The sequence below is a fragment of the Pseudomonas sp. DR208 genome, from assembly GCF_019823005.1.
Taxonomy (GTDB): Bacteria; Pseudomonadota; Gammaproteobacteria; order Pseudomonadales; family Pseudomonadaceae; genus Aquipseudomonas; species Aquipseudomonas extremorientalis.
Genome location: NZ_CP081944.1, coordinates 630951 through 653287, shown reverse-complemented (window position 1 = coordinate 653287; position 22337 = coordinate 630951). Strand labels below are relative to the sequence as shown.

23 protein-coding genes and 1 pseudogene are annotated in these 22337 nt (G+C 61.3%); 13 read left to right on the top strand and 11 right to left on the bottom strand.

Annotated features, from left to right (window positions below):
- Positions 1-16 precede the first annotated feature (16 nt).
- Positions 17-544, top strand: coding sequence for a fimbrial protein (locus tag K5K89_RS02880; RefSeq protein ID WP_071492384.1), 528 nt, complete (start codon positions 17-19; stop codon positions 542-544).
- Positions 545-616: 72 nt separating this feature from the next.
- On the opposite strand, the gene K5K89_RS02875 is transcribed toward K5K89_RS02880, so the two are convergent.
- From K5K89_RS02875 to K5K89_RS02865, 3 genes are all read right to left on the bottom strand, one after another.
- Positions 617-1570 (bottom strand): phasin family protein, encoded by a 954-nt coding sequence (locus tag K5K89_RS02875; protein WP_222540826.1) that lies wholly within the window; start codon positions 1568-1570, stop codon positions 617-619.
- Positions 1571-1582: 12 nt separating this feature from the next.
- Entirely contained in the window at positions 1583-2005 is a 423-nt protein-coding gene (locus tag K5K89_RS02870; protein WP_222540825.1) for a phasin family protein, read from the bottom strand.
- Positions 2006-2110: 105 nt separating this feature from the next.
- Entirely contained in the window at positions 2111-2386 is a 276-nt protein-coding gene (locus K5K89_RS02865) for a polyhydroxyalkanoic acid system family protein (protein ID WP_071492386.1), read from the bottom strand.
- A gap of 144 nt (positions 2387-2530) precedes the next feature.
- On the opposite strand from K5K89_RS02865, the gene ubiE reads away from it, so the two are divergent.
- The 12 genes and pseudogenes from ubiE to K5K89_RS02810 all read left to right on the top strand — a co-directional run bounded on the left by ubiE (position 2531) and on the right by K5K89_RS02810 (position 12540).
- Complete coding sequence (gene ubiE, locus K5K89_RS02860; protein ID WP_016972732.1) at positions 2531-3301, top strand: bifunctional demethylmenaquinone methyltransferase/2-methoxy-6-polyprenyl-1,4-benzoquinol methylase UbiE; 771 nt, start codon at positions 2531-2533, stop codon at positions 3299-3301.
- Entirely contained in the window at positions 3301-3924 is a 624-nt protein-coding gene (locus K5K89_RS02855; protein ID WP_071492387.1) for an SCP2 domain-containing protein, read from the top strand. Before ubiE ends, K5K89_RS02855 begins: the two co-directional genes overlap by 1 nt.
- Entirely contained in the window at positions 3921-5525 is a 1605-nt protein-coding gene (gene ubiB / locus K5K89_RS02850) for a ubiquinone biosynthesis regulatory protein kinase UbiB (RefSeq protein WP_222540824.1), read from the top strand. The genes K5K89_RS02855 and ubiB overlap by 4 nt, the downstream gene beginning before the upstream one ends.
- Positions 5526-5566: 41 nt before the next feature.
- Positions 5567-5959 (top strand): phosphoribosyl-AMP cyclohydrolase, encoded by a 393-nt coding sequence (hisI, locus tag K5K89_RS02845; protein WP_058423690.1) that lies wholly within the window; start codon positions 5567-5569, stop codon positions 5957-5959.
- 2 nt (positions 5960-5961) lie between these two features.
- Entirely contained in the window at positions 5962-6294 is a 333-nt protein-coding gene (locus K5K89_RS02840; protein ID WP_071492389.1) for a phosphoribosyl-ATP diphosphatase, read from the top strand.
- A 26-nt stretch (positions 6295-6320) separates the two neighbouring features.
- Positions 6321-6599, top strand: coding sequence for a twin-arginine translocase TatA/TatE family subunit (locus tag K5K89_RS02835; RefSeq protein WP_071492390.1), 279 nt, complete (start codon positions 6321-6323; stop codon positions 6597-6599).
- Positions 6600-6609: 10 nt separating this feature from the next.
- On the top strand, positions 6610-7014 hold the full coding sequence (gene tatB / locus K5K89_RS02830; RefSeq protein WP_222540823.1) for a Sec-independent protein translocase protein TatB: 405 nt from the start codon (positions 6610-6612) through the stop codon (positions 7012-7014).
- A complete protein-coding gene (tatC, locus tag K5K89_RS02825; protein ID WP_058423693.1) occupies positions 7011-7799 on the top strand; it encodes a twin-arginine translocase subunit TatC in 789 nt (262 codons plus the stop codon). Before tatB ends, tatC begins: the two co-directional genes overlap by 4 nt.
- Positions 7796-8503 carry a 16S rRNA (uracil(1498)-N(3))-methyltransferase gene (locus K5K89_RS02820; protein WP_222540822.1) on the top strand — a complete coding sequence of 236 codons (708 nt, stop codon included), beginning with the start codon at positions 7796-7798 and terminating at the stop codon, positions 8501-8503. The genes tatC and K5K89_RS02820 overlap by 4 nt, the downstream gene beginning before the upstream one ends.
- 106 nt (positions 8504-8609) lie before the next feature.
- Positions 8610-9668, top strand: a pseudogene (locus K5K89_RS28845) (methyl-accepting chemotaxis protein); the annotation flags it as partial.
- On the top strand, positions 9654-10526 hold the full coding sequence (locus tag K5K89_RS28840) for a methyl-accepting chemotaxis protein (protein WP_371322038.1): 873 nt from the start codon (positions 9654-9656) through the stop codon (positions 10524-10526). The pseudogene K5K89_RS28845 and the gene K5K89_RS28840, both read left to right, overlap by 15 nt.
- Positions 10527-10632: 106 nt before the next feature.
- Positions 10633-12540: a methyl-accepting chemotaxis protein gene (locus K5K89_RS02810; RefSeq protein ID WP_222540821.1), complete on the top strand. Its 1908-nt coding sequence runs from the start codon at positions 10633-10635 to the stop codon at positions 12538-12540.
- Positions 12541-12543: 3 nt separating this feature from the next.
- Here K5K89_RS02810 and K5K89_RS02805 read toward each other — a convergent pair whose 3' ends face one another.
- The 8 genes from K5K89_RS02805 to pip all read right to left on the bottom strand — a co-directional run bounded on the left by K5K89_RS02805 (position 12544) and on the right by pip (position 22337).
- Positions 12544-13278 (bottom strand): amino acid ABC transporter ATP-binding protein, encoded by a 735-nt coding sequence (locus K5K89_RS02805; protein WP_071492395.1) that lies wholly within the window; start codon positions 13276-13278, stop codon positions 12544-12546.
- A complete protein-coding gene (locus K5K89_RS02800) occupies positions 13271-14230 on the bottom strand; it encodes an amino acid ABC transporter permease (protein WP_071492396.1) in 960 nt (319 codons plus the stop codon). The genes K5K89_RS02805 and K5K89_RS02800 overlap by 8 nt, the downstream gene beginning before the upstream one ends.
- A 131-nt stretch (positions 14231-14361) precedes the next feature.
- Positions 14362-15159 (bottom strand): transporter substrate-binding domain-containing protein, encoded by a 798-nt coding sequence (locus tag K5K89_RS02795; RefSeq protein ID WP_071492533.1) that lies wholly within the window; start codon positions 15157-15159, stop codon positions 14362-14364.
- 219 nt (positions 15160-15378) lie between these two features.
- Positions 15379-16179: a transporter substrate-binding domain-containing protein gene (locus tag K5K89_RS02790; protein WP_222540820.1), complete on the bottom strand. Its 801-nt coding sequence runs from the start codon at positions 16177-16179 to the stop codon at positions 15379-15381.
- Between the two features lie 185 nt (positions 16180-16364).
- Positions 16365-18935: a glucans biosynthesis glucosyltransferase MdoH gene (mdoH, locus tag K5K89_RS02785; RefSeq protein WP_071492398.1), complete on the bottom strand. Its 2571-nt coding sequence runs from the start codon at positions 18933-18935 to the stop codon at positions 16365-16367.
- Positions 18928-20664, bottom strand: a complete 1737-nt coding sequence (locus K5K89_RS02780) for a glucan biosynthesis protein G (protein WP_071492534.1) — start codon at positions 20662-20664, stop codon at positions 18928-18930. Before K5K89_RS02780 ends, mdoH begins: the two co-directional genes overlap by 8 nt.
- Positions 20665-20931: 267 nt before the next feature.
- Positions 20932-21369 (bottom strand): D-aminoacyl-tRNA deacylase, encoded by a 438-nt coding sequence (dtd, locus tag K5K89_RS02775; protein WP_222540819.1) that lies wholly within the window; start codon positions 21367-21369, stop codon positions 20932-20934.
- Positions 21366-22337, bottom strand: coding sequence for a prolyl aminopeptidase (gene pip, locus K5K89_RS02770; RefSeq protein WP_071492400.1), 972 nt, complete (start codon positions 22335-22337; stop codon positions 21366-21368). Before pip ends, dtd begins: the two co-directional genes overlap by 4 nt.

The following is a 22337-nucleotide window of genomic DNA, read 5'->3' as shown; positions in this document are numbered from 1 at the left end:
ACCCGAGGAAAACCCGATGTACCTTCGAAGCATTCCCCTGCTGATGGCCATGATTGGCGGACTCGTCAGCCTCACCGCCCACGCCGCGACTACCGGCACCTTGAGTTTCGCCGGACAAGTCAACGCCGGCACCTGCAACCTGGCAGCGGGCGACGAAAATCGGAACATTACGTTGCCAACGATCAAGATTTCCGACCTGGACGCGAGCCCCTCCGCCGGCCAGCTCGACTTCGAGGTTACCGCCGACTGCGAATCGGATATCCGTAACGTGATCTTCCTATTTGCCGGAACACCCGCCGTGGGCAACGGCGAGTTATTTGCCAATACCGGCGGCTCAAAAGGCACTGCGCTGTGGCTGACACATCGCGCGCCCACCCTTTCGACCATCCCCGCCAATGGCACCCCTGAGCAGCGCAGCCGAACTGTGGCGACGAACGGCAACAAGGCCGTACTTCCCCTCGCGGCGGCTTACCATAAGACCGGTGAAGCCATCACTCAGGGCAGCCTGGTCAGCGCGGTCACCGTTTCCATCACTTACAACTGACGAACCGGCCTTAAGGGCGCAAAAAAATGCCCGACCTTCGTAGGCCGGGCATTTTTCGTCTCCTGGAAAAAATCAGGACTGACTGGATGGCGTCGGGGTTACCGGCGTTGCAGTCGGGGTCGCAGCAGCAGGGGTCGGCGCGGACACCGAGTTGGCTGTGGAGGCGGTTGGCGCAGTAGCAGGCTTGGCAACAGCTGGCTTCGGTGCTGCTGGTTTTTTCGCTACCGCAGGCTTCTTCGCGGTGGCTGGTTTTGCCGCTGGCTTGGCAGCCGGTTTTGCGGCGGCCGGCTTGGCGGCAGGTTTTGCCGCGGCGGGCTTGGCAGCGGGTTTGGCCGCTGCGGTTTTGGTCGCTGGCTTGGCGGCAGGTTTTGCAGCAGCCTTGGCTGCGGGTTTAGCCGCTGGTTTAGCGGCTGGCTTGGCAGCAGCTTTCGCAGCGACAGGCTTGGCAGCGGGTTTGGCTGCAGCAGTTTTGGCGGCTGGCTTCGCAGCAGCCTTGGCCGCTGGTTTGGCGGCCGGCTTGGCGGCGGCTTTTACCAGAGGCTTGGCGGCAGTTTTCGCAGCCGGTTTGGCCGCTGCTGTTTTAGCGGCAGGCTTGGCAGCAGGTTTGGCGGCTGCGGTTTTCGCCGGAGCCACTTTGGCGCCGGTGAGTTTTTCAATTTGCCTGGTCAGGGTATCGACCTTGCTGTGCAGCGTTTTGAGTTCAGCTTTACTCGGCACGCCCAGTCGCGAAACGGCACTGGCGAGGCGCTTGTCGAAAGTCTGTTCCAACTTCTCCCAAGTGTCAGCAATGCTGGATTTGGCAGAGCCGGCAGTTGCCTTGGCCGCTTCAACTTTTTTTCCAACCGTGGTTTTGGTCAACTTCTCGGCCTTCTCGCCGTCCTTGACCAAAGTCTCGAAGTATTTGCCGCCGTCACTGCTAACCTTCGAGTACGCGCCTAAACCAGCAAGCCAGATCTTACGGGAATATTTTTCAATTTCCCCGACCCACGAGCTGCCTTCTTTCTGAGTAGTCTTTTTAACAGCCATCCCGATGTCTCCTTAGTGTTTACGCGCGACACGTTCTAGCAATGTCGTCAGCTCTTCGAGCTTAGCAGAGAGTGTCTCAACGTCATGTTTAGACGCAATGCCGATTCGATTCAAGGCACTGGCAACGCGAGTATCAAAAGCTTTTTCAACTTTATCCAGCTGAACTTCTACCAGACCTTTGACTGCGGAGACATTACTCTTTACTTGGTCAATCTGACTGTTGGCGGCCTCAAGTTGTTCAACTGCAACTTTTTTGCCTTTGCTTTCAACATGTTGCCCAGTTTTAACCAGCTCTTTGAAGTACCCGCCGCCCTCGCTTCCGACCTTGGCGTAAGCACCCAGACCTGCCAACCAAATCTTGCGGGCGTAGGACTTGACCTCGCTCAGGGTGGTGGTCTGGGCGTCGATTTTTTTCTTCAGGATAACTTTGGCCATGGTGCACCTCACGCAGAATAGGGGGGAGGAACGGCCCACAGGAGTTGAGGGCTTGGGCACAAAGTAGGCGGGAAAATTAGAATCGGCACCCTAAGAACAATGGGATCACGCCAGCGCCTTATCCAGGGCCTTTTCGATTTCGGACTTGATGGTGCCACTCATGGCCGACATCAACAGCCCCAGCTCCACATCAATGCGCAGCGAATCCTCAGCGACTAATACCGTGCCTTTAACCCCCGAACGCTTGAGATTCAAGGTATCGCCGGACCACGACGGCTCCAGGCCGTATTGCTCCTTGAGTTTGTGCGCCAACTTGTCGGCCTTTGCCCGCGCGCCCTCTTTACCCAGGGAATGTGCACGCTCAACAGTTATACGGGCCATTGCAATGACTCCTCTTTATAGGGACTTGGATACCTTCGATGCGGCAAAAGGTCTCGCTGACCGCCCATCTTACCGTCAGCCTTGCCAAGACAAAGCAGGCCTTGGGGATTATCATGTCCCGCATTCTCTTTTGGTGACAGCGATATGACTGATCAGCGCAAAGGCAGCGATGCCGAACCCACCACTCACTTCGGCTTCAAGAACGTCCCGGAAAGCCAAAAAGCGGAAAAAGTCGCTGAGGTGTTCCACTCCGTGGCAGCCAAGTACGACTTGATGAACGACGTGCTGTCGGGCGGCATGCACCGCCTGTGGAAGCGGTTCACCATCGAGTTGTCGGGCGTTCGCCCCGGCAACCGCGTACTGGACATCGCCGGCGGCACGGGCGATCTGGCGGCCAAGTTCTCCAAGCTCGTCGGCCCGACCGGCCAGGTGGTGCTGGCCGACATCAACAGTTCGATGCTCAAGGTCGGTCGCGATCGCCTGCTGGATAAAGGCGTGGCCGGCAATATCGAGTTCGTCCAGGCGGATGCCGAGAAGCTGCCATTCCCGGACAACCATTTCGACTGCGTGACTATCGCCTTCGGCCTGCGCAACGTGACCCATAAGGAAGACGCGATCCGCTCGATGCTGCGCGTACTCAAGCCGGGTGGCCGCCTGTTGGTGCTGGAGTTCTCCAAGCCGACCAATGCGGTGATGTCCAAGGTCTACGACACCTACTCGTTCGCCTTCATGCCACTGGTGGGCAAGCTGGTGCTCAATGACCCGGACAGCTATCGCTACCTGGCCGAATCGATCCGCATGCACCCCGACCAGGAAACCCTGAAGTCGATGATGGTAGAGGCCGGTTTCGACCGCGTGACCTACCACAACATGACCTCGGGTATCGTCGCCCTGCATCGCGGCATCAAGCCCTGATGCTGATCAAAGGCCTTCTCGCCAGCGTTGAACACGGCCTCAACCGTGTGCTGCGCCTGGACAGCACCGCCCTGGCACGGCTTGCGCACCTCAACGGTAAAGTCATTGCCGTCGATTGCCGCAGCCCCCGCTTGCAGCTGTTTATCCTGCCCAGCGATGAAGGCCTGATGCTTGCGACCCAGTGGGCCGCCGACGCCGACTGCACGCTGCGTGCGCCGGCATCGAGCCTGTTGCACCTGGCCCTGAGCCGCAACAAGACCGCCATCCTGCACAGCGCCGAAGTCGAGCTGGAGGGCGACAGCTCGGTGCTGATGGACCTCGCCGCCATCCTGCAGGACCTGGAACTGGACTGGGAATACGAACTGTCGCGCTGGATCGGCCCCGTCGCCACCCAGTTGATCAGCGGACACCTGCGCAGCCGTTCGCGCTGGTACCAGCAAGGGTTCGCCAGCCTCAACCAGAACCTCGCCGAATACCTGAGCGAAGAATCGCGCACCCTGGTCGGGGAGCGGGAAGCGCAAGCGCGCTTTCGTGAACTCGACAAGGCCAAAATCGACCTGGAACGCCTTGAGGCGCGCTTCGAGCGCCTGAGCCGCTCCCTTGATCCAAGCGATAACGCATGAAGCTGCTCGCCGTCCGCCGTTTGTTTCGTATCCAGCGCGTCGTAATCCGCTACCGCCTCGATGACCTGCTGTTCGCCCTGCCCCTGCCGTGGTTCCTGCTCGCCGTGCGCTATGTGCTGCCATGGCGCTGGTTCCCGCGCAAACAGCTGGAACTCAGCAGAGGCGCGCGCCTGCGCCTGGCCTTGCAGGACCTGGGGCCGATCTTCATCAAGTTCGGGCAGATCCTCTCGACCCGCCGCGACCTGCTGCCCGAAGACATCGCCGACGAGCTGATGCTGCTGCAGGACCGCGTGCCGCCGTTCGACTCCCAGCAATCGATGAAGCTCATCGAAGCGCAACTGGGCAAGAAGATCCGCGACGTGTTCAGCCGTTTCGACGTCGACCCGCTGGCCTCGGCCTCGGTCGCCCAGGTGCACGCCGCGCAACTCAAGACCGGCGAAGAAGTGGTGGTGAAGGTGATCCGCCCCGGCCTCAAGCCGATCATCGGCCAGGACTTGGCGTGGCTGTTCATCCTCGCCCGCGCTGCCGAGCGTTTCAGCGCCGACGCACGCCTGCTGCACCCGGTGGACGTGGTCGCCGACTACGAAAAAACCATCTACGACGAACTCGACCTGCTGCGCGAAGCGGCCAACGCCAGCCAGCTCAAGCGCAACTTCGAAGGCTCGCCGCTGCTGTACGTGCCGCAAGTGTACTGGGACTGGTGCCGCCCGAAAGTACTGGTGATGGAGCGCATCTATGGCGTGCAGGTCACCGACCTCGCGACCCTGGCCGACCAGCGCACCGACATGAAGATGCTTGCCGAGCGTGGCGTGGAGATCTTCTTCACCCAGGTGTTCCGCGACAGTTTCTTCCACGCCGACATGCACCCGGGCAACATCTTCGTGAGCACGGTCAACCCGTGGAGCCCGCAGTACATCGCGATCGACTGCGGCATCGTCGGCAGCCTGACTCCGGAAGACCAGGACTACCTGGCGCGCAACCTGTTCGCCTTCTTCAAGCGCGACTACCGCCGTGTGGCGCAATTGCACATCGACTCGGGTTGGGTGCCGGCCGAGACCAAGCTCAACGAGTTCGAAGCGGCGATCCGCACGGTGTGCGAGCCAATCTTCGAAAAACCGTTAAAAGATATTTCCTTCGGCCAGGTGCTGATGCGCCTGTTCCAGACCGCGCGGCGCTTCAATATGGAAGTGCAGCCACAATTGGTGCTATTGCAGAAAACCCTGCTGAACATCGAAGGCCTGGGCCGCCAGCTGTACCCGGACCTCGACCTGTGGAACACCGCACAGCCGTTCCTCGAACGCTGGATGCGCGAGCGTATGAGCCCGAAAACCATGCTCGGCAACCTGCACAGCCAGATGGAGCAACTGCCGCATCTGGCCAACATGACCCGCGACCTTTTGGAGCGCATGTCCCAACCCCACGCCAAGGACCCGTCGCCGCCCTGGAAGAAGCCCAAGGACGACTGGTTCCTGCGCCTGCTGGGCGCCGCGCATCTGGTCGGCGGAGTCATGCTCGCCATTGGTGGCCCGCTGAACCCACTGGGCCACTGGCCGGCCGGCATCATGGTCGCCGTGGGTGTTTATCTGATCGTGCGTCGATAGCCAATCCGGTTATACACTGTCGCAAATTGCCGGAGCTGAACATGAAAGACTGGCTGGACGAGATCAAGTGGGACAGTGACGGCCTGGTGCCGGCCATTGCCCAGGACTACAAGACCGGGCGCGTGCTGATGATGGCCTGGATGAACCGCGAGGCCCTGAGCCTCACCGCCACTGAGCAGCGTGCCATCTACTGGTCACGCTCGCGTGGCAAACTGTGGCGCAAGGGCGAAGAGTCCGGGCACGTGCAGACCCTGCACGAGATGCGCATCGACTGCGACGCCGACGTGGTGATCCTGATGGTCGAGCAGATCGGCGACATCGCCTGCCACACCGGCCGTCACAGCTGCTTCTATCGCGTGTTCGAGAACGGCGAATGGAAAGTCGTGGAGCCGGTGCTCAAAGACCCGCACGCTATCTACTCGGCAGGACACTAGACATGAGCGATACCCTGAACCGTGTGGCCCAGGTGCTGGAAGACCGCAAAGGCGCGGACGCCGACAGCTCCTACGTCGCCAGCCTGTACCACAAGGGCCTGAACAAGATTCTGGAAAAACTTGGCGAAGAGTCCATCGAGACCATCATCGCCGCCAAGGATGCGCAGCTCAGCGGCGACTGCAGCGATGTCATCTACGAGACCGCCGACCTGTGGTTCCATAGCCTGGTCATGCTCGCCCAACTGGGGCAGCACCCACAGGCTGTGCTGGATGAACTGGACCGTCGCTTCGGCTTGTCCGGGCACGCCGAGAAGGCCTCGCGCCCGTCCGCCTGAATAACCAAGACTAGAGGATACGCAGCATGGGCATTTTTGACTGGAAACACTGGATCGTCATTCTGGTGGTCGTGGTACTGGTATTCGGCACCAAGAAACTCAAGAACCTGGGCACCGATGTGGGCGAGTCGATCAAGGGCTTCCGTAAAGCCATGAACGACGACGAAAAGCCGGCCGACCCTGCCGTCAACCCCGTGCCTCCGGCGCAGCCTGTGCACCCGCAGGCTACCCAGCCAATCAGCGAGCGTCGTACTTTCGACGTACAGGCTGAGAAAGTCGAAGAGCCGACCCGCAAAGACTCGTGAGCACTGACTAATGTTTGGTATCAGCTTCTCTGAACTGCTGCTCGTCGGCCTCGTGGCCCTGCTGGTATTGGGGCCGGAACGCCTGCCCGGTGCAGCGCGCACGGCCGGCCTGTGGATCGGGCGCCTGAAACGCAGTTTCAACGCCATCAAACAGGAAGTTGAACGGGAAATCGGCGCCGACGAGATCCGCCGGCAACTGCACAACGAGCACATCCTCTCGTTGGAGCAGGAAGCCCGCAAGATTCTGTCGCCCGTGCAGGAGCCTGCCAAACCGGTCGAACCTGCGGCTCAAAACAGCATCGCGCCGTCCGTTGAAGCCGCTCCCGTGGCACCCTCCGCGCCAACCGAGCCTGCGCCGACGCCTGTCGCGTCGCCCGCGCCCCATGACCCTACATTGCCGCCGCGAGCCCCATGAGCGCTGATAAACCGGAAAACGACCAGCACATGCCGCTGGTCTCGCACCTCACCGAGCTGCGTACCCGCCTGCTGCGTTGCGTAGCGGCCATCTTCATCATCTTTGCCGGGTTGTTCGCCTTTACCCAGCAGATCTACACCTTTGTCTCCACGCCGCTGCGCCAGTACCTGCCGGCCGGCGCGACGATGATCGCCACCGATGTGTCGTCGCCGTTCCTCACGCCGCTGAAGCTGACCATGATGGTCTCGCTGTTCCTGGCGATCCCGGTGATCCTGCACCAGATCTGGGGCTTCATCGCGCCGGGCCTGTACAAGCACGAGAAACGCATCGCGGTGCCGTTATTGGTGTCGAGCATCCTGCTGTTCTACACCGGCATGGCGTTCGCCTACTTCCTGGTGTTCCCGCTGATCTTCAAGTTCTTCGCCGCCGCCACCCCGGCCGGTGTGGAAATGATGACCGACATCACCAGCTACCTCGACTTCGTGATGACGTTGTTCTTCGCCTTTGGCGTGGCCTTCGAAATTCCGGTGGCCGTGGTGCTGCTGGTATGGATCGGCGTGGTCAACGTGGCGTACCTGAAGAAGATTCGCCCGTACGTGATCATCGGCTGCTTCGTGGTCGGCATGATCCTCACGCCGCCGGACATCTTCTCCCAGACCCTGCTGGCCGTGCCGATGTGGATGCTGTTCGAGATCGGCATCCTGTTCAGCAGCCTGATCAGCAAGCGCGGCGAACACCCGGACGACCAGCGCGACGACGACCAGCCGCCAGCGACCCAGCCGTGAACCTGTTGCTGCTGGAGGAGGCCGACTTCATCGCGGCCGACCGCGTGGTGCTGCGTGATCGGCGCCTGGTGCACATGCAGGAAGTCCACCGCGCCGCCGTAGGCGACAACCTGCGCGTCGGCCGCATCGGCGGGTTGATGGGCAATGCCCAACTGCTGCGCCTGGAGGCCAGTGAAGCCGAGTTGCATGTGAGCTTCGACCAACCGCCGCCGGCCAAACTGCCGCTGACCCTGCTGCTGGCCCTGCCGCGCCCGAAGATGCTGCGCCGAGTGCTGCAGACCGTAGCGGCCATGGGCGTGCCCAAAGTAGTGCTGGTCAACAGTTACCGGGTCGAGAAGAGCTTCTGGCAAACCCCCTTCCTGGAGCCCGAGGCGATTCGCGAGCAATTGATCCTCGGCCTGGAACAGGCGCGGGACACGGTGCTGCCCGAGATCATTATCGAGAAGCGCTTCAAGCCGTTTGTCGAAGACCACCTGCCGGCACTGGTTGAAGGCACCCTGGGCCTGGTCGGTCATCCTGGCGACTACCCAGCCTGCCCCCGCGGCCTCGACGAGCCAGTGACTCTGGCGATTGGTCCCGAGGGCGGCTGGATTCCCTACGAAGTGGACCTGCTGGCCAAGGCCGGCTTGCAGCCGGTACAACTCGGCGCCCGCATCCTGCGCGTCGAAACCGCCGTCACCGCCCTGCTCGCCCGCCTCTTCTGACCGCCCTGAGCCCCCTCCCACACGGGTACAGCTTCACTACAGAATTGCGCATGCCGGCCGATACCCTTTGAATAAGTCCAAGCCTTGTTCCAGGGGAGTTCGCAGCATGTATCGTTGGTTAGCCGAAAAGCTGGGGAATGTCAGCGTCAAAACCAAACTCGGCGTGGGCTTCGGCCTGGTATTGCTGCTCACGCTGATGATCACCTTCACCGGTTGGACCGGCTTGGGGGATGTCACCAGTCGCGGTGACAAGCTGGGTTATATCTCCAGCCTCAACGGGCTGACCAAGGACTTGCGCCTGGCGCGCCTGGACTTCGAAATGCGTCGCGGCGAACAAGGCACGGACGCGGTCAACGGCTTGATCGCCAAACTGGACAGCGGCCTCAAAACCGCCGCCGACCTGATCGAGCAACCCGCCGACAAGGCCCTGGTGGAACAGCAACAGGATGCCCTGAACCAATACAAAAAAGCCTTTGGCGCCATGGTCCAGGCCGGGCTCAAGCGTGAAGGTGCGCGCAGCAGGCTGGGCGACACCGCCGACAACGCCGTGGCCAAGGTCAGTGAGGTGGAAAAATCCCTGCTGCAAGGCGATAGCGTCACCCAGTTCAACAGCGTGGTCGACCTGAGCAAACTGATCCAGCAAGCGCGCTTCCAAGTGCGTGGCTACACCTACAGCGGCAAGGTCGAGGCCGAGCAACCGGCCCTGGATGCCATCGACAATGCCCTGAAGAAAATCACCGAACTCGAAGGACAACTGCCCGCGCAGTACCAGGCCAACCTGCAGGAGGCCAGCACTTCGCTGCAAGCCTACCGCGCTGCCGTCAGCCAGTACCGCGACTCACAGACGGCCGCCGCTGCCGCGCTGAAAATCATGAGCGCCCAGGGCGACACTCTGCAGAGCCACAGCGAACAACTCACCACGTCGCAAACCGTGGTGCGCGACACCGATGCCGCACATGCCAAACAACTGTTGCTGCTGGCGACCGTGCTGGCGTTGATCTTCGGCCTGGTGGCCGCCTGGGCAATCACCCGCCAGATCATTCTTCCGCTGAACCAGACGCTGCAGGTGGCCGAACGCGTGGCCTCCGGCGACCTCAGCCACAACCTCACTTCCGTGCGCCAGGATGAACTGGGCCAGTTGCAACGCGCCATGCAAAGCATGACCGTCGGCCTGCGGGAGCTGATCGGCGGGATCAGCGAGGGTGTCACCCAGATCGCCAGCGCCGCCGAGCAGCTGTCGGCCGTGACCGAACAGACCAGTGCCGGCGTCAACAGCCAGAAGGTCGAGACCGACCAGGTCGCCACCGCCATGAACGAAATGGCCGCCACCGTGCAGGAAGTCGCGCGCAACGCCGAGGAAGCCTCTGAAGCGGCCGTGGCCGCCGATCAACAGGCCCGTGAGGGTGACAAGGTGGTGGGTGAAGCCATCGCCCAGATCGAACGCCTGGCCACCGAGGTGGGCAACTCCACCGTTGCCATGGGCGACCTGAAGCGTGAAAGCGACAAGATCGGCAGCGTGCTTGATGTGATCAAGTCCGTTGCCCAGCAAACCAACCTGCTGGCCCTCAACGCCGCGATTGAGGCCGCACGTGCCGGGGAAGCCGGGCGAGGCTTCGCCGTGGTGGCGGATGAGGTGCGCAGCCTGGCCCAGCGTACACAGAAGTCCACCGAAGAGATCGAAGAGCTGATCGTCGGCCTGCAGAGCGGCACCCAGCAGGTCGCGACCATCATGGACAACAGCCGTGGCCTCACTGACAGCAGCGTCGAGCTGACCCGTCGTGCCGGCAGCGCGTTGGCGAGCATCACGCGCACGGTCTCGACCATCCAGGCGATGAACTCGCAGATTGCCACTGCCGCAGAACAGCAAAGTGCGGTGGCTGAGGAGATCAACCGCAGCGTATTGAACGTGCGCGATGTGTCGGAACAAACCTCTTCGGCCAGTGAAGAAACCGCCGCCTCCAGTGCCGAGCTCGCACGCCTGGGCATTTACCTGCAGACACTGGTGGGGCGCTTCCGCATCTAATCAGCACCTTGTGAAATTTCCTACGCGGTTATCAGCCCAGCAATACTCCGAATCGAATTAGCGTTTCTTTTGTCGCGAAACGCTTTTTCAGATTTGGAGGTTCACCATGCTTCCTCTACTGACCCGTTGGCTGGTCAATGCCAGCGTCCGCCTCAAGCTCGCCCTGGGGTTTGGCCAGGTGCTCATGCTCAGCTTCGCCATCGCCGTGGCCGGCTGGCAAGCCCTGAATGCGGTGTTGTTCCGCTCAGGCAACCTGACTGCCTTGAGCCAACTGTCGGTTGTTGCTGAAGCCATGCGTGCGGACCGTATCGTGTACCGGACCCTGGCGGACACGGCCAGCCTGGACAAAATGAAGAGGCAAGTCGTTCAGATCGATGAGCACCTCGGCTTCCTGTCAACCCATCTGAAAGACCCAGCCGACTTGCAGCGCGTCCAGGAAGCGGAACGCCTGTCGGCCAGCTTCAAGGCGGCGCTGGTGGAGCTGCCGCCGTTGGTCCAGGCGCGCGAGAACTTGCGCTCCCCCCTCCACGCCACAGCACTCCAGGCCAGCGACACGCTTGTACAACTGGCCAGCGAACTGCCTGACCAGCAGGACCAGCAGGCACTGGATGCCATCGAGAACCTGCGCCAGGCTATGGAGCAAGCCGAGGACCGCGCCCGCAGCCCCGCCTGGGCGGAGGAATCGCTGCAAGCCTATGCCGAAGCCGTCGGCCAGGCCCTCGATGCCCTGGACATTGCCCAAGCGGCGGTGACAGACCTGCCGATCGATTCCACCTTGCTTAAAACCGACCTGGCGAACTATCGCGCGCAGTTGACCAAGCTCAAGGACGCTCAGCTCACCACCGAAACTGCGCAGGGGCGGTTTGAAACGCAGCTCAACCAGTTGCTTGAACACAGCGAAGCGGTGAGCAATAGCCAGATTCTCAAGCGCGGCAAGGAAGCCGACGACACCCGGACACTGCTCATCAGCGTCACGGTGGCTGCCCTGCTGCTCGGTGCCCTCGCAGCCTGGTGGATCGCCCGCCAGATCGCCGTGCCGCTACGCCAGGTGCTGGTGTCTGCCAACCGCATCGCCCAGGGCGATCTCAGCCATGACATCCAAGTGGAACGCCGCGATGAGTTGGGGCAATTGCAGCGAACTATCAGTGACATGAACCGCAACCTGCGCAGCCTGATCAGCGGCATCGGCGACAGCGCCCGCCAGGTCGCCAGCGCCGCCACACAGCTGTCGGCCGTTACCGAACACAGTCACACCGGCATCAACCACCAAAAAGACGAAACCGATCAAGTGGCCACCGCCATGAACGAAATGCTCGCCACCACACAGGAAGTTGCCCGGCACGCCGAGCAAGCCTCGGTCGCGGCGAACGAAGCCGATCTGCAAGCCAGCGCCGGGGAGAAGGTGGTGACCCAGGCCGTTGAGCAGATAAGCCAACTGGCAGATGAGATGGCCCTCGCGGGCCGGGCGATGCTGGCGTTACAGCAAGAAAGCCAGAAGATCGGCAGTGTGCTGGACGTGATCAAATCGGTGTCCCAGCAGACCAACCTGCTGGCGCTGAACGCCGCCATCGAAGCCGCACGCGCGGGCACGGCCGGCGAAGGCTTTGCGGTGGTGGCCGATGAAGTACGCAGCCTTGCACAGCGCACCCAGGAATCGGCCGAAGAAATCGAAGGACTGATCCAGGGGTTGCAGACCGGCACCCAGCAAGTCGCCGACATCATGGACAGCAGCCGCAGCCTGACCGACTACAGTGTCGGGCTGACCCGCGACGCAGGTGACGCCTTGGCGGCGATTGCGCGCACGGTCTCGGTGATCCAGGAAATGAACCCGCAGATTGCCGCGGCGGCCGAACAGCAAAGTGCAGTGGCTGAAGAGATCAATCGCAGCGTGTTGAAGGTGCGGGATGTATCGGAACAGACCGCCGCCGCCAGCGAGGAAACGGCGGCGGCGAGCGTCCAACTGACCAAACTGAGCCTGGACTTGCAGACGCTGGTCGGCAAATTCAGGCTCTGAGCCTTACAGAACCTGGCGCAGGAACGCCTGGGCCCGTGGGTCTTTGGGTGCATCGAAGAACTCGGCCGGGGCGGCATCTTCGAGCAACTTGCCATGGTCGAAGAACAGCACGCGATCGGCCACCTCACGGGCAAAGCCCATTTCGTGGGTGACGCAGACCATGGTCATGCCTTCCAGGGCCAGGGTCTTCATCACGTCCAATACTTCGCCGACCATTTCCGGGTCCAGCGCCGAAGTGGGTTCGTCGAACAGCATCACCTTGGGCTCCATCGCCAGGGCCCGGGCAATCGCAACCCGTTGCTGCTGGCCGCCGGACAGGCGTGACGGAAACTCATTGGCCTTCTGTGCAATACCGACCTTTTCCAGCAGCGCCAGGGCCTTGGCCTCGCGCTCCTGCTTGCCACGCTTGCGCACGACTTTTTGCGCCAGGCACAGGTTCTCCAGCACGGTCATGTGGGGGAACAGGTTGAAGTGCTGGAACACCATGCCGACTTCACGGCGATAGGCGTTCACATCGGTCTTCGGATCAGCCAATTGCAAGCCGTCGATGCTCACTGAGCCGGAATCGAACTCTTCCAGGCCGTTAAGGCAACGCAGGAAGGTGGACTTGCCGGAACCGGAGGGGCCGATCACCACCAGCACTTCGCCCTTGGCCACATGCGTGGTGACGTGGTCCACCGCGCGGACCACGTGGCCACGGGTGTCGAAGACTTTTACCAGATCGCGGACTTCAATCACTTTGTGCGAGCCTCCGCTCAAGCCGGCTGGCCATTTTCGACAGCGGCAGGTTGATCAGCAGGTACAGGCCTGCAACACAGAACAGGATTTCAAACGGTGAGAACGAGGTGGTGATGACTTCACGACCGCTCTTGAGCAGCTCGGTAATCGCGATCACCGACACCAGGGACGTGTCCTTCACCAGGCTGATAAATTGCCCGGCCAACGGCGGCAGCACACGCTTGAACGCCTGCGGCAATACCACGTGGCGCATCGACTGACTGGCACTCAGGCCCAGGGAACGGGCAGCTTCGTTCTGGCCACGGGTGATGGACTGCACGCCGGCGCGGACGATTTCCGCCACGTAGGCACCGGTAAACAACGACAGCGCCGCGATGCCGGCAAACTCCCGGGACAGGTTGAGCACCGTGCCGATAAAGAAATAGAAAATGAAGATCTGCACCAACAGCGGCGTACCACGTACCAGTTCGACGTAGATCGTCGACAGATCCCGCAGGGTCGGGTTGCTGGACAAGCGACACAAACCAGTCGCCAGCCCGATCGCCAAACCGAGGATGCCGGACACCACCGACAACCACAGCGTGGTCCACAAGCCCCACATCAACGGGCCCAACGCCCACTGCCGGGTCACGCCGACCACATCGCCTTCAGCCACATCGTCGCCACGGGCCACCTGCAGGCTGTTGTCGGCCACGGTCAGCTTTTGCTCGGCGCCCGCGTCGTTGCGCAGGGTCACCTCGGCTACATCGCCTTTGCGTACCAGCTCGACCACGGTGGAGATGTCAGCGGCACGCTGGGACGTTTCGGCCTGGTAGGCGAAGTATTGCGGTACACGGTTCCAACGCCACTCGTAGGACATCAGCGAAGTGGCGTAGTACAAGGCGCCGGCCAGGCCGACCAGCACGACCACGGTCAGCAGGTGCCAGGGCCATTGGGCTTTTTTCTGTTTCATTTCACTTTCCGCGATTTGTGTTGCCTGTGAGGCCGCCATCGCGGGCAAGCCCCCTCCCACATGTTGATGTGTGAACACCGTCAAATGTAGGAGCTGGCTTGCCTGCGATACAGGCAACTCGGTCTGAAGCGTTATTCCATGTCCTTGAGCCACTCGGAGCTCTTGAACCACTTGTCATGGATGCGATCGTAGGTGCCGTCGTTACGGATCTGGTGCAGGAAGTTGTTGATGAAGTTGATGCTGTCGTAGTCGCCCTTCTTCAAACCAAACGCCAGCGGTTCGAAGGTGAAGGGTTCTTCCAGGAACACCAGCTTGCCGTTACCGACTTTCTTCTCGGCGACCACGTTGTACGGCGCGTCATACACAAAGGCATCGGCCTTGCCGTTGACCACGTCCAGCACGCCTTCCTGCTCGTTGTCGTAGCCGTGGTACTTGGCCTTGGAGATCAGCTTCTTGGCGACCATTTCACCGGTGGTGCCCAGCTTGGAGGTGAGGCGGTATTTCTCGTCGTTCAGGTCTTTGTAGGACTTGACGGTGCCTTCCAGCTCCTTGCGGATCAGCAGGGTCTGGCCGACCACGATGAAGGGTTCGCTGAAGTTCAGGCGCAGGTTGCGTTCCTGGGTCAGGGTCATGCCGCTGCCGATCATGTCGAACTTGCCGGTCAGGAAGGCCGGGATGATGCCGTCGTAGCCGGTGGAGACCAGCTCCAGCTTGACGCCCATGGATTTGGCCATGGCCTTGAGGATGTCGACTTCGAAACCGATGATTTCGCCGCGTTTGTCTGTCATTTCGAACGGCATGTAGGTCGGGTCCATGCCGACCTTCAGCGTACCGCGCTTGACGGCATCGTCGATCGCGCCGGCCTGGGCCGCATTGGCCGCGACCAGCGCGGTGACGCCGAGCAGCAGCATCGAAAGATACTTTTTCATCATCAAGTCCCCTGAACCATTCTTGTAAGGTCGGCGCGCAAAAGGGCTGCACCATTTCGGGGTGCGATCCTAACCCACTCGTCTGCCGTCACAAAGGTTTCACGGCTATTTGTTGTCGGCGTATGTCGGAAAAGCCCCACAACGCTGCAGCAAAGCGCAGGGGTAGACACTCGCGCAGACAGCCCGGGCAACGGATTGATATGTAAGCAGTTATGACTTTCAGTCGATTTCCACCATCCAGTCGGTGTCTTTAAACCACTTGTCGTGCAAGCGATCATAGGTCCCGTCCTGCGCCACCTGATTGAGGAAATGGTTGATCCAGTTGAGGCTGTCGAAATCACCCTTTTTCAAGCCGAACGCCAGGGGTTCGAAGGTGAAGGGTTGTTCCAGCGCCAACAGCGTGTGGTTTTCCGGGCGGCTCAGGGCGATCAGGTTGTAGGGGGCGTCATGAATAAAGGCGTCAGCCTTGCCCTGCACCACCTGGCGCACCCCTTCCTCGGGCGTGGCAAAACTGCTGATCCGAGCCGCCCCCAGGAACCGTCGGGCCGCCGCCTCGCCCGTGGTGCCTTCGGTGGCAGCAATTCGGTAGCTGGCGTCGTCAAGGTCTTCGACAACGTTGACCTTGCCCGCAAGGCTTGGGTGCAACAACACCGACTGACCAACGACGATGAACGAATCGCTGAAATTCAATTTGAGGTTACGTTCCTGAGTGACGGTCATGCCGCTGCCGATCAGGTCGAATTTCTTCGCCAAAAGCCCCGTAACCAGTTCGGTGTAGGGCACCGCGACCAGCTCAAGCTCGACCCCGAGGGCCTGGCTCATGACCTTGAGCAGGTCGATTTCAAAACCGACGATGCGCCCCTGATTATCGGTCATTTCGAAGGGCACGTAAGTGGGTGTAGTGCCGACTTTCAGCACGCCGCGCCGAACGGCGTCATCGATTGCACCGGCCTGGGCCAGGCCCATGTGAATGAAAGCGACAGCGCCGATCAGCAGCGCCGAACCATACCGTTTGATCATGAATCCCCCGCACCAAGTCAAATTCGGGGGCGATGCTAACGCAGCCACGCGCACGGCAATACGCCTCGAACCAGGGTCTTTTGTTTCGAAAAAACAAGGGGTTAGCACAAAGAAGGAAGAACCGGGAAACGCTGTAGGATCAGCGCTTGAAGCACCCCCGAGGTGACCCCTCGGGGGTATCCGAATCAGGCCGGTTGGGCCTGGGACGACAGGGGTTTCAGCGGCAGCAACGGTGCATGCGGATCTGCCTTGATCGAGTCCCGCCAGGCGGCGAGCCACTCGGCGTGACCTTCGCTCCAGACCTGCTCGTGCAGGCGGGCCAAGGCGACCGGGTCACTGAGCAACGCCAGGCGCTCGCCGTTGTTGAGGCCGGCAGGGCCGACTTTCAACGCGTGGCGCACACGTTCGGTACGCAGGTACTCGATCGGTTCGGCCTGGGCGTGACGCGAGGTTGCCAAGGCGCAAGCCAAAGCGTTCTGCTGCGGGTCGACCACCGAGCGCACAAAGCCGTCATTCAGCGCGTGCCAGCGGTTTTCGTGGGTGTACTTGTCGGTGGACAGCAGGGCTTGCGGCGGGTTGTATTCTTCAGGGATCAGGAACAGGCTCTCGTCGCGAGACTTGAGGCCCAGCCCGACACGGCTGGAAATCACCGATACCGGGATCGACAGCATCAGCGAACCGACGATCGGCACCAGCCACCACAGGAAACTCGGGTTCAACCACACCACCAGCAGCGCCCACAGGAAGCCCAGCACGGTTTGCGGACCGTGACGCTTGACCGCTTCGCTCCACGGGGTGGAGTCGTCGTCACGTTGCGGCGAGTTCCAGGTTGCCGCCCAGCCGAGGAATGCGGCGAGCACGAAGCGGGTGTGGAAGATCATCCGCACCGGCGCCAGCAGCATGGAGAACAGCATCTCCAGCAGCATCGACAAGGTCACTTTGAACTTGCCACCGAACTCTTTCGCGCCCTTGGCCCAGATCAGGATGATGCTCAGCAGTTTGGGCAGGAACAGCAGCACGATGGTGGTGGAGAACAGCGCTACCGCCTTGTCCGGATGCCATTGCGGCCACAGCGGGTACAACTGACGGGGTGCCATGAAGTACTGCGGCTCCATCAATGTGTTCACCGCCAGCAGGGCCGTGGACAGCACCAGGAACAGGAACCACAACGGCGCCGACAGGTAGGACATCACACCGGTCAGGAACACCGCACGGTGCACCGGGTGCATGCCTTTGACGAGGAACAGGCGGAAGTTCATCAGGTTACCGTGGCACCAGCGACGGTCACGCTTGAGTTCATCCAGCAGGTTCGGCGGCAGTTCTTCATAGCTGCCCGGCAGGTCGTAGGCAATCCACACGCCCCAGCCGGCACGGCGCATCAGCGCAGCTTCTACGAAGTCGTGGGACAGGATGGAACCGGCGAACGCGCCCTTGCCCGGCAATGGCGCCAGGGCACAGTGCTCGATGAACGGCTTCATGCGGATGATCGCGTTGTGACCCCAGTAGTGGGATTCACCCAACTGCCAGAAGTGCAGGCCGGCGGTGAACAGCGGGCCGTACACACGGGTGGCGAACTGCTGCATGCGCGCGTACAGGGTGTCCATGCCCGACGCACGCGGCGCGGTCTGGATAATCCCGGCATCCGGCGTGGCTTCCATCAGGCGCACCAGGCTGGTCAGGCATTCGCCGCTCATCACGCTGTCGGCGTCGAGCACGACCATGTATTTGTAGTCACCGCCCCAGCGACGGCAGAAGTCGTCGAGGTTGCCGCTTTTACGTTTGACGCGACGGCGACGACGGCGATAGAAGATCTTGCCGAAACCACCGGCTTCGCGGCACACGTCAAGCCAGGCTTGCTGTTCGGCGATGCAGATGTCGGCCTCGTTACTGTCGCTGAGCACGAAGAAGTCGAAGCGATCCAGGTCACCGGTGGCGGCGACTGACTCGAACGTGGCGCGCAGGCCTGCAAACACCCGGGGCACGTCTTCGTTGCAGATCGGCATCACCAGCGCGGTGCGGGCGTCTTTCGGGATCGGCTCGTCGCCGGCACTTTTACCGGAGATGCGGTATTTATCATGACCGGTGAGCAATTCCAGGAAGCCCATCAACGCAGTCCAGAAACCGGCCGACACCCAGCAGAACAAGATGCCGAACATGATCAGGATGCTGGTTTGCAGGGCGTACGGCAGTACCTGGGTCGCGGTTTGCAGCAGGGTCTGGTTGCGGATCTCGTCGAAGTCAACCAGCGACCAGCCCTGGTAAGGCATGATGCCTTTCATGTACCAGCCGGCGACGAGGGTCTGGCCGATCATCAGCACCAGCAGGATGTAGCGGCGGATCGAACCGACGGTACGCCAGCGGGCAGCCGGCAATACGCGCTCGTCCTTCGGCGGGGCCGGCGGGTTGCTGCGCCCGGTGATACGGCGCCAGCCACGCACCAGGATATTGGTGCGCCACGGCTCCGGGACCACGCGAGTGCGACGGATCGGCGGGGTGGCCTTGAGGCACACGCGGCCTTCGGCATCGAGGGCCAGCATTTCGGCGTCCTGCAGCTCTTCGGCGGTGCTGAGGGTCAACCGCGTGCCAACCGACGCCTGGGCGGCGTCGATGGGCGCGTCGAAGGTCTTCGACGACAAGCGCTCGTGCAACTCGCTGAAGGAGGTGCAGCCCGCCAGTTCGGCGCGCTGCTCAGCGGTCATGGGCAGATGCGCCAGATACTCGGAGAGGGTCTCTGGCTGGATTTGAGAATTACTCATCGGCAGGCAACTGATAGCTCCAGGTTTCGGTCAGGACTTGTTCGGTCTTGATCGGCTCCGGCGTGGCTGGGGCAGCTTCTGGCTGCTTGGCTTCCTTGTCTTTGGCATCTTTCCTGGCCTGCTTCTCGTGTTGCTTGGCCAGGACCTTGTCGGCCTTGAGCACGTGGCTCGTGTCCTGCTCAGGGGCCGGAGGCGGAACGTCCTGCACCAGCGCTGCGCGCATTTCGGTCGGCTTGCCTGCGTCCTTGATCTTCATGCGCAGGGTCAGGCGCCAGCCTTTGGTGTGCTCGTTGTAGCGCACGCTGTTTTCAACCAGTTCGGCGTTGTCGCTGACGCTCACCTGGCTGCGCACTGCGGCATCCGGCGGCAGGGCCTTGAGGGACGGGCCCTCGAAGTCCACCAGGTAGGCCACGCTGCCATCCGGCTGGCGGATCAGGTTCGATTGCTTCACGTCACCGGTGGAACGCAGGGTCTGCTTGACCCAGGCGCTGTCGGCCGGGTGCAGGGCTTTTTCGTCCATGGTCCAGTGCAGGCGGTAGGAAACGTCCAGCGGCTGGCCCACCTCCGGCAGTTTTTCCGGGCTCCAGAAGGCAACGATGTTGTCGTTGGTTTCATCGGCCGTCGGGATCTCTACCAGGTTGACAGTGCCTTTGCCCCAGTCGCCTTCAGGCTCGATCCAGGCGCTTGGGCGCTTGTCGTAGTTGTCGTCCAGGTCTTCGTAGTGGCTGAAGTCGCGACCGCGCTGCAGCAGGCCGAAACCTCTCGGGTTCTCGACGGTGAAGTTGCTGACCGACAGGTGTTTAGGGTTGTTCAGTGGGCGCCAGATCCACTCGCCGTTGCCGGCATGGATCGACAGGCCGCTGGAATCGTGCAGCTCACGACGGTAGTTGAGCACCTTGGACGGCTGGTTCGCACCGAACAGGTACATGCTGGTCAACGGGGCAACGCCCAGCTTGCTGACCTTGTCGCGCAGGAACATCTGGGATTTCACATCGACAATGGTGTCGGTGCCCGGACGCAGGATCAGACGGTAAGCACCGGTAGCCCGTGGGGAGTCCAACAGGGCGAAGATCACCAGTTGTTTCTCACCCGGTTTTGGACGCTCGATCCAGAACTCGGTGAAGCGCGGGAATTCTTCGCCGGACGGCAATGCCGTGTCGATCGCCATGCCTCGGGCGGACAAGCCATAGGCCTGGCCCTTGCCGACCACGCGGAAGTAGCTCGCGCCCAGCATGGTCATGATTTCGTCTTGCTTGTCGGCCTTGTTGATCGGGTACAGCACACGGAAGCCGGCATAACCCAGCTGTTCGGTGGCCTTGGGATCAAACTTCACGTCGCCGAAATCGAAGCGCGTCGGGTCGTACTTGATTTCCTGGACGCTGTCGGCGGTGACTTCGTTGATTTTCACCGGTGTATCGAAATGCATACCCTGGTGATAGAAGGACAGCTTGAACGGGGTGTTCTGATCAGCCCACTCGGCTTTTTCGTTGCGGAAACGAATCTTCTGGTAGTCCGCGAATTTCATTTCGCGGAATTCATTCGGCAGATTGCTGCGCGGAGCTTCGTATTTCTGTCCGGCCAGCTCTTTTGCCTTGGCCGACACATCATCCAGACTGAATGCCCACAGTTGACCCGCGCCGAACAGGCAAAACAGGGCGGAGCCCGTCACCAGTGCGTTTCGTAACCGTTTGGCAGACAATTTTGGTGCATTACAGGGACTAACAATCACGAGCAACCCTCGCCGAAAACAGATCAAAAAACCAACGGCCAGCTATCTATATGCCAGGTTGGCGAGCATTGTTCCGACTCCCCGGGGGCAAAATGATTCCCCATTGGTTGTCGGACAAGTCTCTACCTAAGTCAAAAATGGACCAAACAACGCTGATCCCCGTAGCGCGCGATTATCTAGTAGCCCGCGAGACAACGCATCAGGGACAACGAAGTATTTGTAGCGAAACCCTGCGTTTTTAGGCATTAAAAGTCGTTTTTAATACATTCACGTCTGCAAGAGGAAGGTCACAGGGCCATCATTGACCAAATGCACCTGCATATCGGCGCCAAAACGCCCCGACGCCACCCTGCCATGCAATTGTTGCGCTTGTAACAGCAAGTGATCAAAAAGCGCCGCTCCCAGGGCCGGCGGGGCTGCTGTGGAGAAGCTCGGCCGCAGCCCGCTCTTGGTATCTGCCGCCAGGGTGAACTGCGACACCAGCAACAAACCGCCGTCGATATCCTTCAACGACAGGTTCATCTTGTCTTGGTCATCGCTGAACACCCGGTAGTTCAGCAGCTTGTGCAGCAGTTTATCGGCACTCTGCGGCGTATCCGTAGGCTCGACGGCCACCAGCACCAGCAACCCCTGGTCGATAGCGCCGACGATTTCGCCCGCGACCTCCACCCGGGCGCCTCTCACCCGTTGCAACAGGCCCTTCATGCTTCTTCAGGCGGCAGATCGAGCAAGCGACGTGCCATTTGGCTGGTCGCACGCACCAGGGCATCGGTGATGCCGGGTTCGGACGCCGCATGGCCGGCTTCGCGGATCACCTGCAGCTCACTGTTGGGCCACGCCTGGTGTAACTCCCAGGCGTTATCCAATGGGCAGATCATATCGTAGCGCCCGTGAATGATTACGCCAGGCAGATGGGCGATCTTGTGCATATCGCGGATCAACTGGTTGGGCTCAAGGAACGAGTTGTTGGTGAAGTAGTGGCACTCGATTCGCGCAATGGACAGCGCGCGTTGCGGTTCGGAAAAACGCTCCACATGCTGCGGGCTCGGGCACAGGCCCAGCATGCGCCCTTCCCAGCCGGACCAGGCCTTGGCCGCGTGCATCTGGGCGATCTGGTCGTTGCCGGTAAGACGCTTGTGGTAGGCCGCAATCATGTCGTGGCGCTCTTCCGCCGGGATCGGTGCAAGGTAGTCCTGCCAGTAATCCGGGAACAGGCGGCTCGCGCCCTCCTGGTAGAACCAATGGATGTCCTGCGGCCGGGCCAGGAAAATGCCGCGCACGATCAGGCCATGCACGCGTTCCGGGTGGGTTTGCGCGTAGGCGAGGGACAGGGTCGAGCCCCAGGAACCGCCGAACAGCACCCATTTGTCGATGCCCAGGTGCTCGCGGATGCGCTCAAGGTCGGCGACCAGGTCCCAGGTGGTGTTGTTTTCCAGACTGGCGCGCGGGGTGGAGCGACCGCAACCACGCTGGTCGAAGGTGACGATGCGGTACAGGTTCGGGTCGAAATAGCAGCGGCTCTGTGCATCGCAACCGGAACCAGGGCCACCATGGATGAATACGACGGGCAAGCCTTCGGGGGAGCCACTTTCATCGACGTACAGGGTGTGGGTGTCATCGACTGCCAGATCGTGCCGGGCGTAGGGTTTGATCTGCGGGTACCAAGTCTGCAT

Excerpts from the sequence above, each read along its gene's own strand:
- tatC (WP_058423693.1), top strand. The coding sequence starts at position 7,011 with ATGAGCGCTGATAAACCGGAAAACGACCAGCACATGCCGCTGGTCTCG.
- K5K89_RS02880 (WP_071492384.1), top strand. The coding sequence starts at position 17 with ATGTACCTTCGAAGCATTCCCCTGCTGATGGCCATGATTGGCGGACTC.
- K5K89_RS02810 (WP_222540821.1), top strand. The coding sequence starts at position 10,633 with ATGCTTCCTCTACTGACCCGTTGGCTGGTCAATGCCAGCGTCCGCCTC.
- K5K89_RS02790 (WP_222540820.1), bottom strand. The coding sequence starts at position 16,179 with ATGATCAAACGGTATGGTTCGGCGCTGCTGATCGGCGCTGTCGCTTTC.
- K5K89_RS02875 (WP_222540826.1), bottom strand. The coding sequence starts at position 1,570 with ATGGCTGTTAAAAAGACTACTCAGAAAGAAGGCAGCTCGTGGGTCGGG.
- ubiE (WP_016972732.1), top strand. The coding sequence starts at position 2,531 with ATGACTGATCAGCGCAAAGGCAGCGATGCCGAACCCACCACTCACTTC.
- K5K89_RS02800 (WP_071492396.1), bottom strand. The coding sequence starts at position 14,230 with ATGAAACAGAAAAAAGCCCAATGGCCCTGGCACCTGCTGACCGTGGTC.
- tatB (WP_222540823.1), top strand. The coding sequence starts at position 6,610 with ATGTTTGGTATCAGCTTCTCTGAACTGCTGCTCGTCGGCCTCGTGGCC.
- K5K89_RS02865 (WP_071492386.1), bottom strand. The coding sequence starts at position 2,386 with ATGGCCCGTATAACTGTTGAGCGTGCACATTCCCTGGGTAAAGAGGGC.
- K5K89_RS28840 (WP_371322038.1), top strand. The coding sequence starts at position 9,654 with ATGCAAAGCATGACCGTCGGCCTGCGGGAGCTGATCGGCGGGATCAGC.
- K5K89_RS02840 (WP_071492389.1), top strand. The coding sequence starts at position 5,962 with ATGAGCGATACCCTGAACCGTGTGGCCCAGGTGCTGGAAGACCGCAAA.
- K5K89_RS02835 (WP_071492390.1), top strand. The coding sequence starts at position 6,321 with ATGGGCATTTTTGACTGGAAACACTGGATCGTCATTCTGGTGGTCGTG.
- pip (WP_071492400.1), bottom strand. The coding sequence starts at position 22,337 with ATGCAGACTTGGTACCCGCAGATCAAACCCTACGCCCGGCACGATCTG.
- K5K89_RS02795 (WP_071492533.1), bottom strand. The coding sequence starts at position 15,159 with ATGAAAAAGTATCTTTCGATGCTGCTGCTCGGCGTCACCGCGCTGGTC.
- mdoH (WP_071492398.1), bottom strand. The coding sequence starts at position 18,935 with ATGAGTAATTCTCAAATCCAGCCAGAGACCCTCTCCGAGTATCTGGCG.
- K5K89_RS02855 (WP_071492387.1), top strand. The coding sequence starts at position 3,301 with ATGCTGATCAAAGGCCTTCTCGCCAGCGTTGAACACGGCCTCAACCGT.
- dtd (WP_222540819.1), bottom strand. The coding sequence starts at position 21,369 with ATGAAGGGCCTGTTGCAACGGGTGAGAGGCGCCCGGGTGGAGGTCGCG.
- ubiB (WP_222540824.1), top strand. The coding sequence starts at position 3,921 with ATGAAGCTGCTCGCCGTCCGCCGTTTGTTTCGTATCCAGCGCGTCGTA.
- K5K89_RS02870 (WP_222540825.1), bottom strand. The coding sequence starts at position 2,005 with ATGGCCAAAGTTATCCTGAAGAAAAAAATCGACGCCCAGACCACCACC.
- hisI (WP_058423690.1), top strand. The coding sequence starts at position 5,567 with ATGAAAGACTGGCTGGACGAGATCAAGTGGGACAGTGACGGCCTGGTG.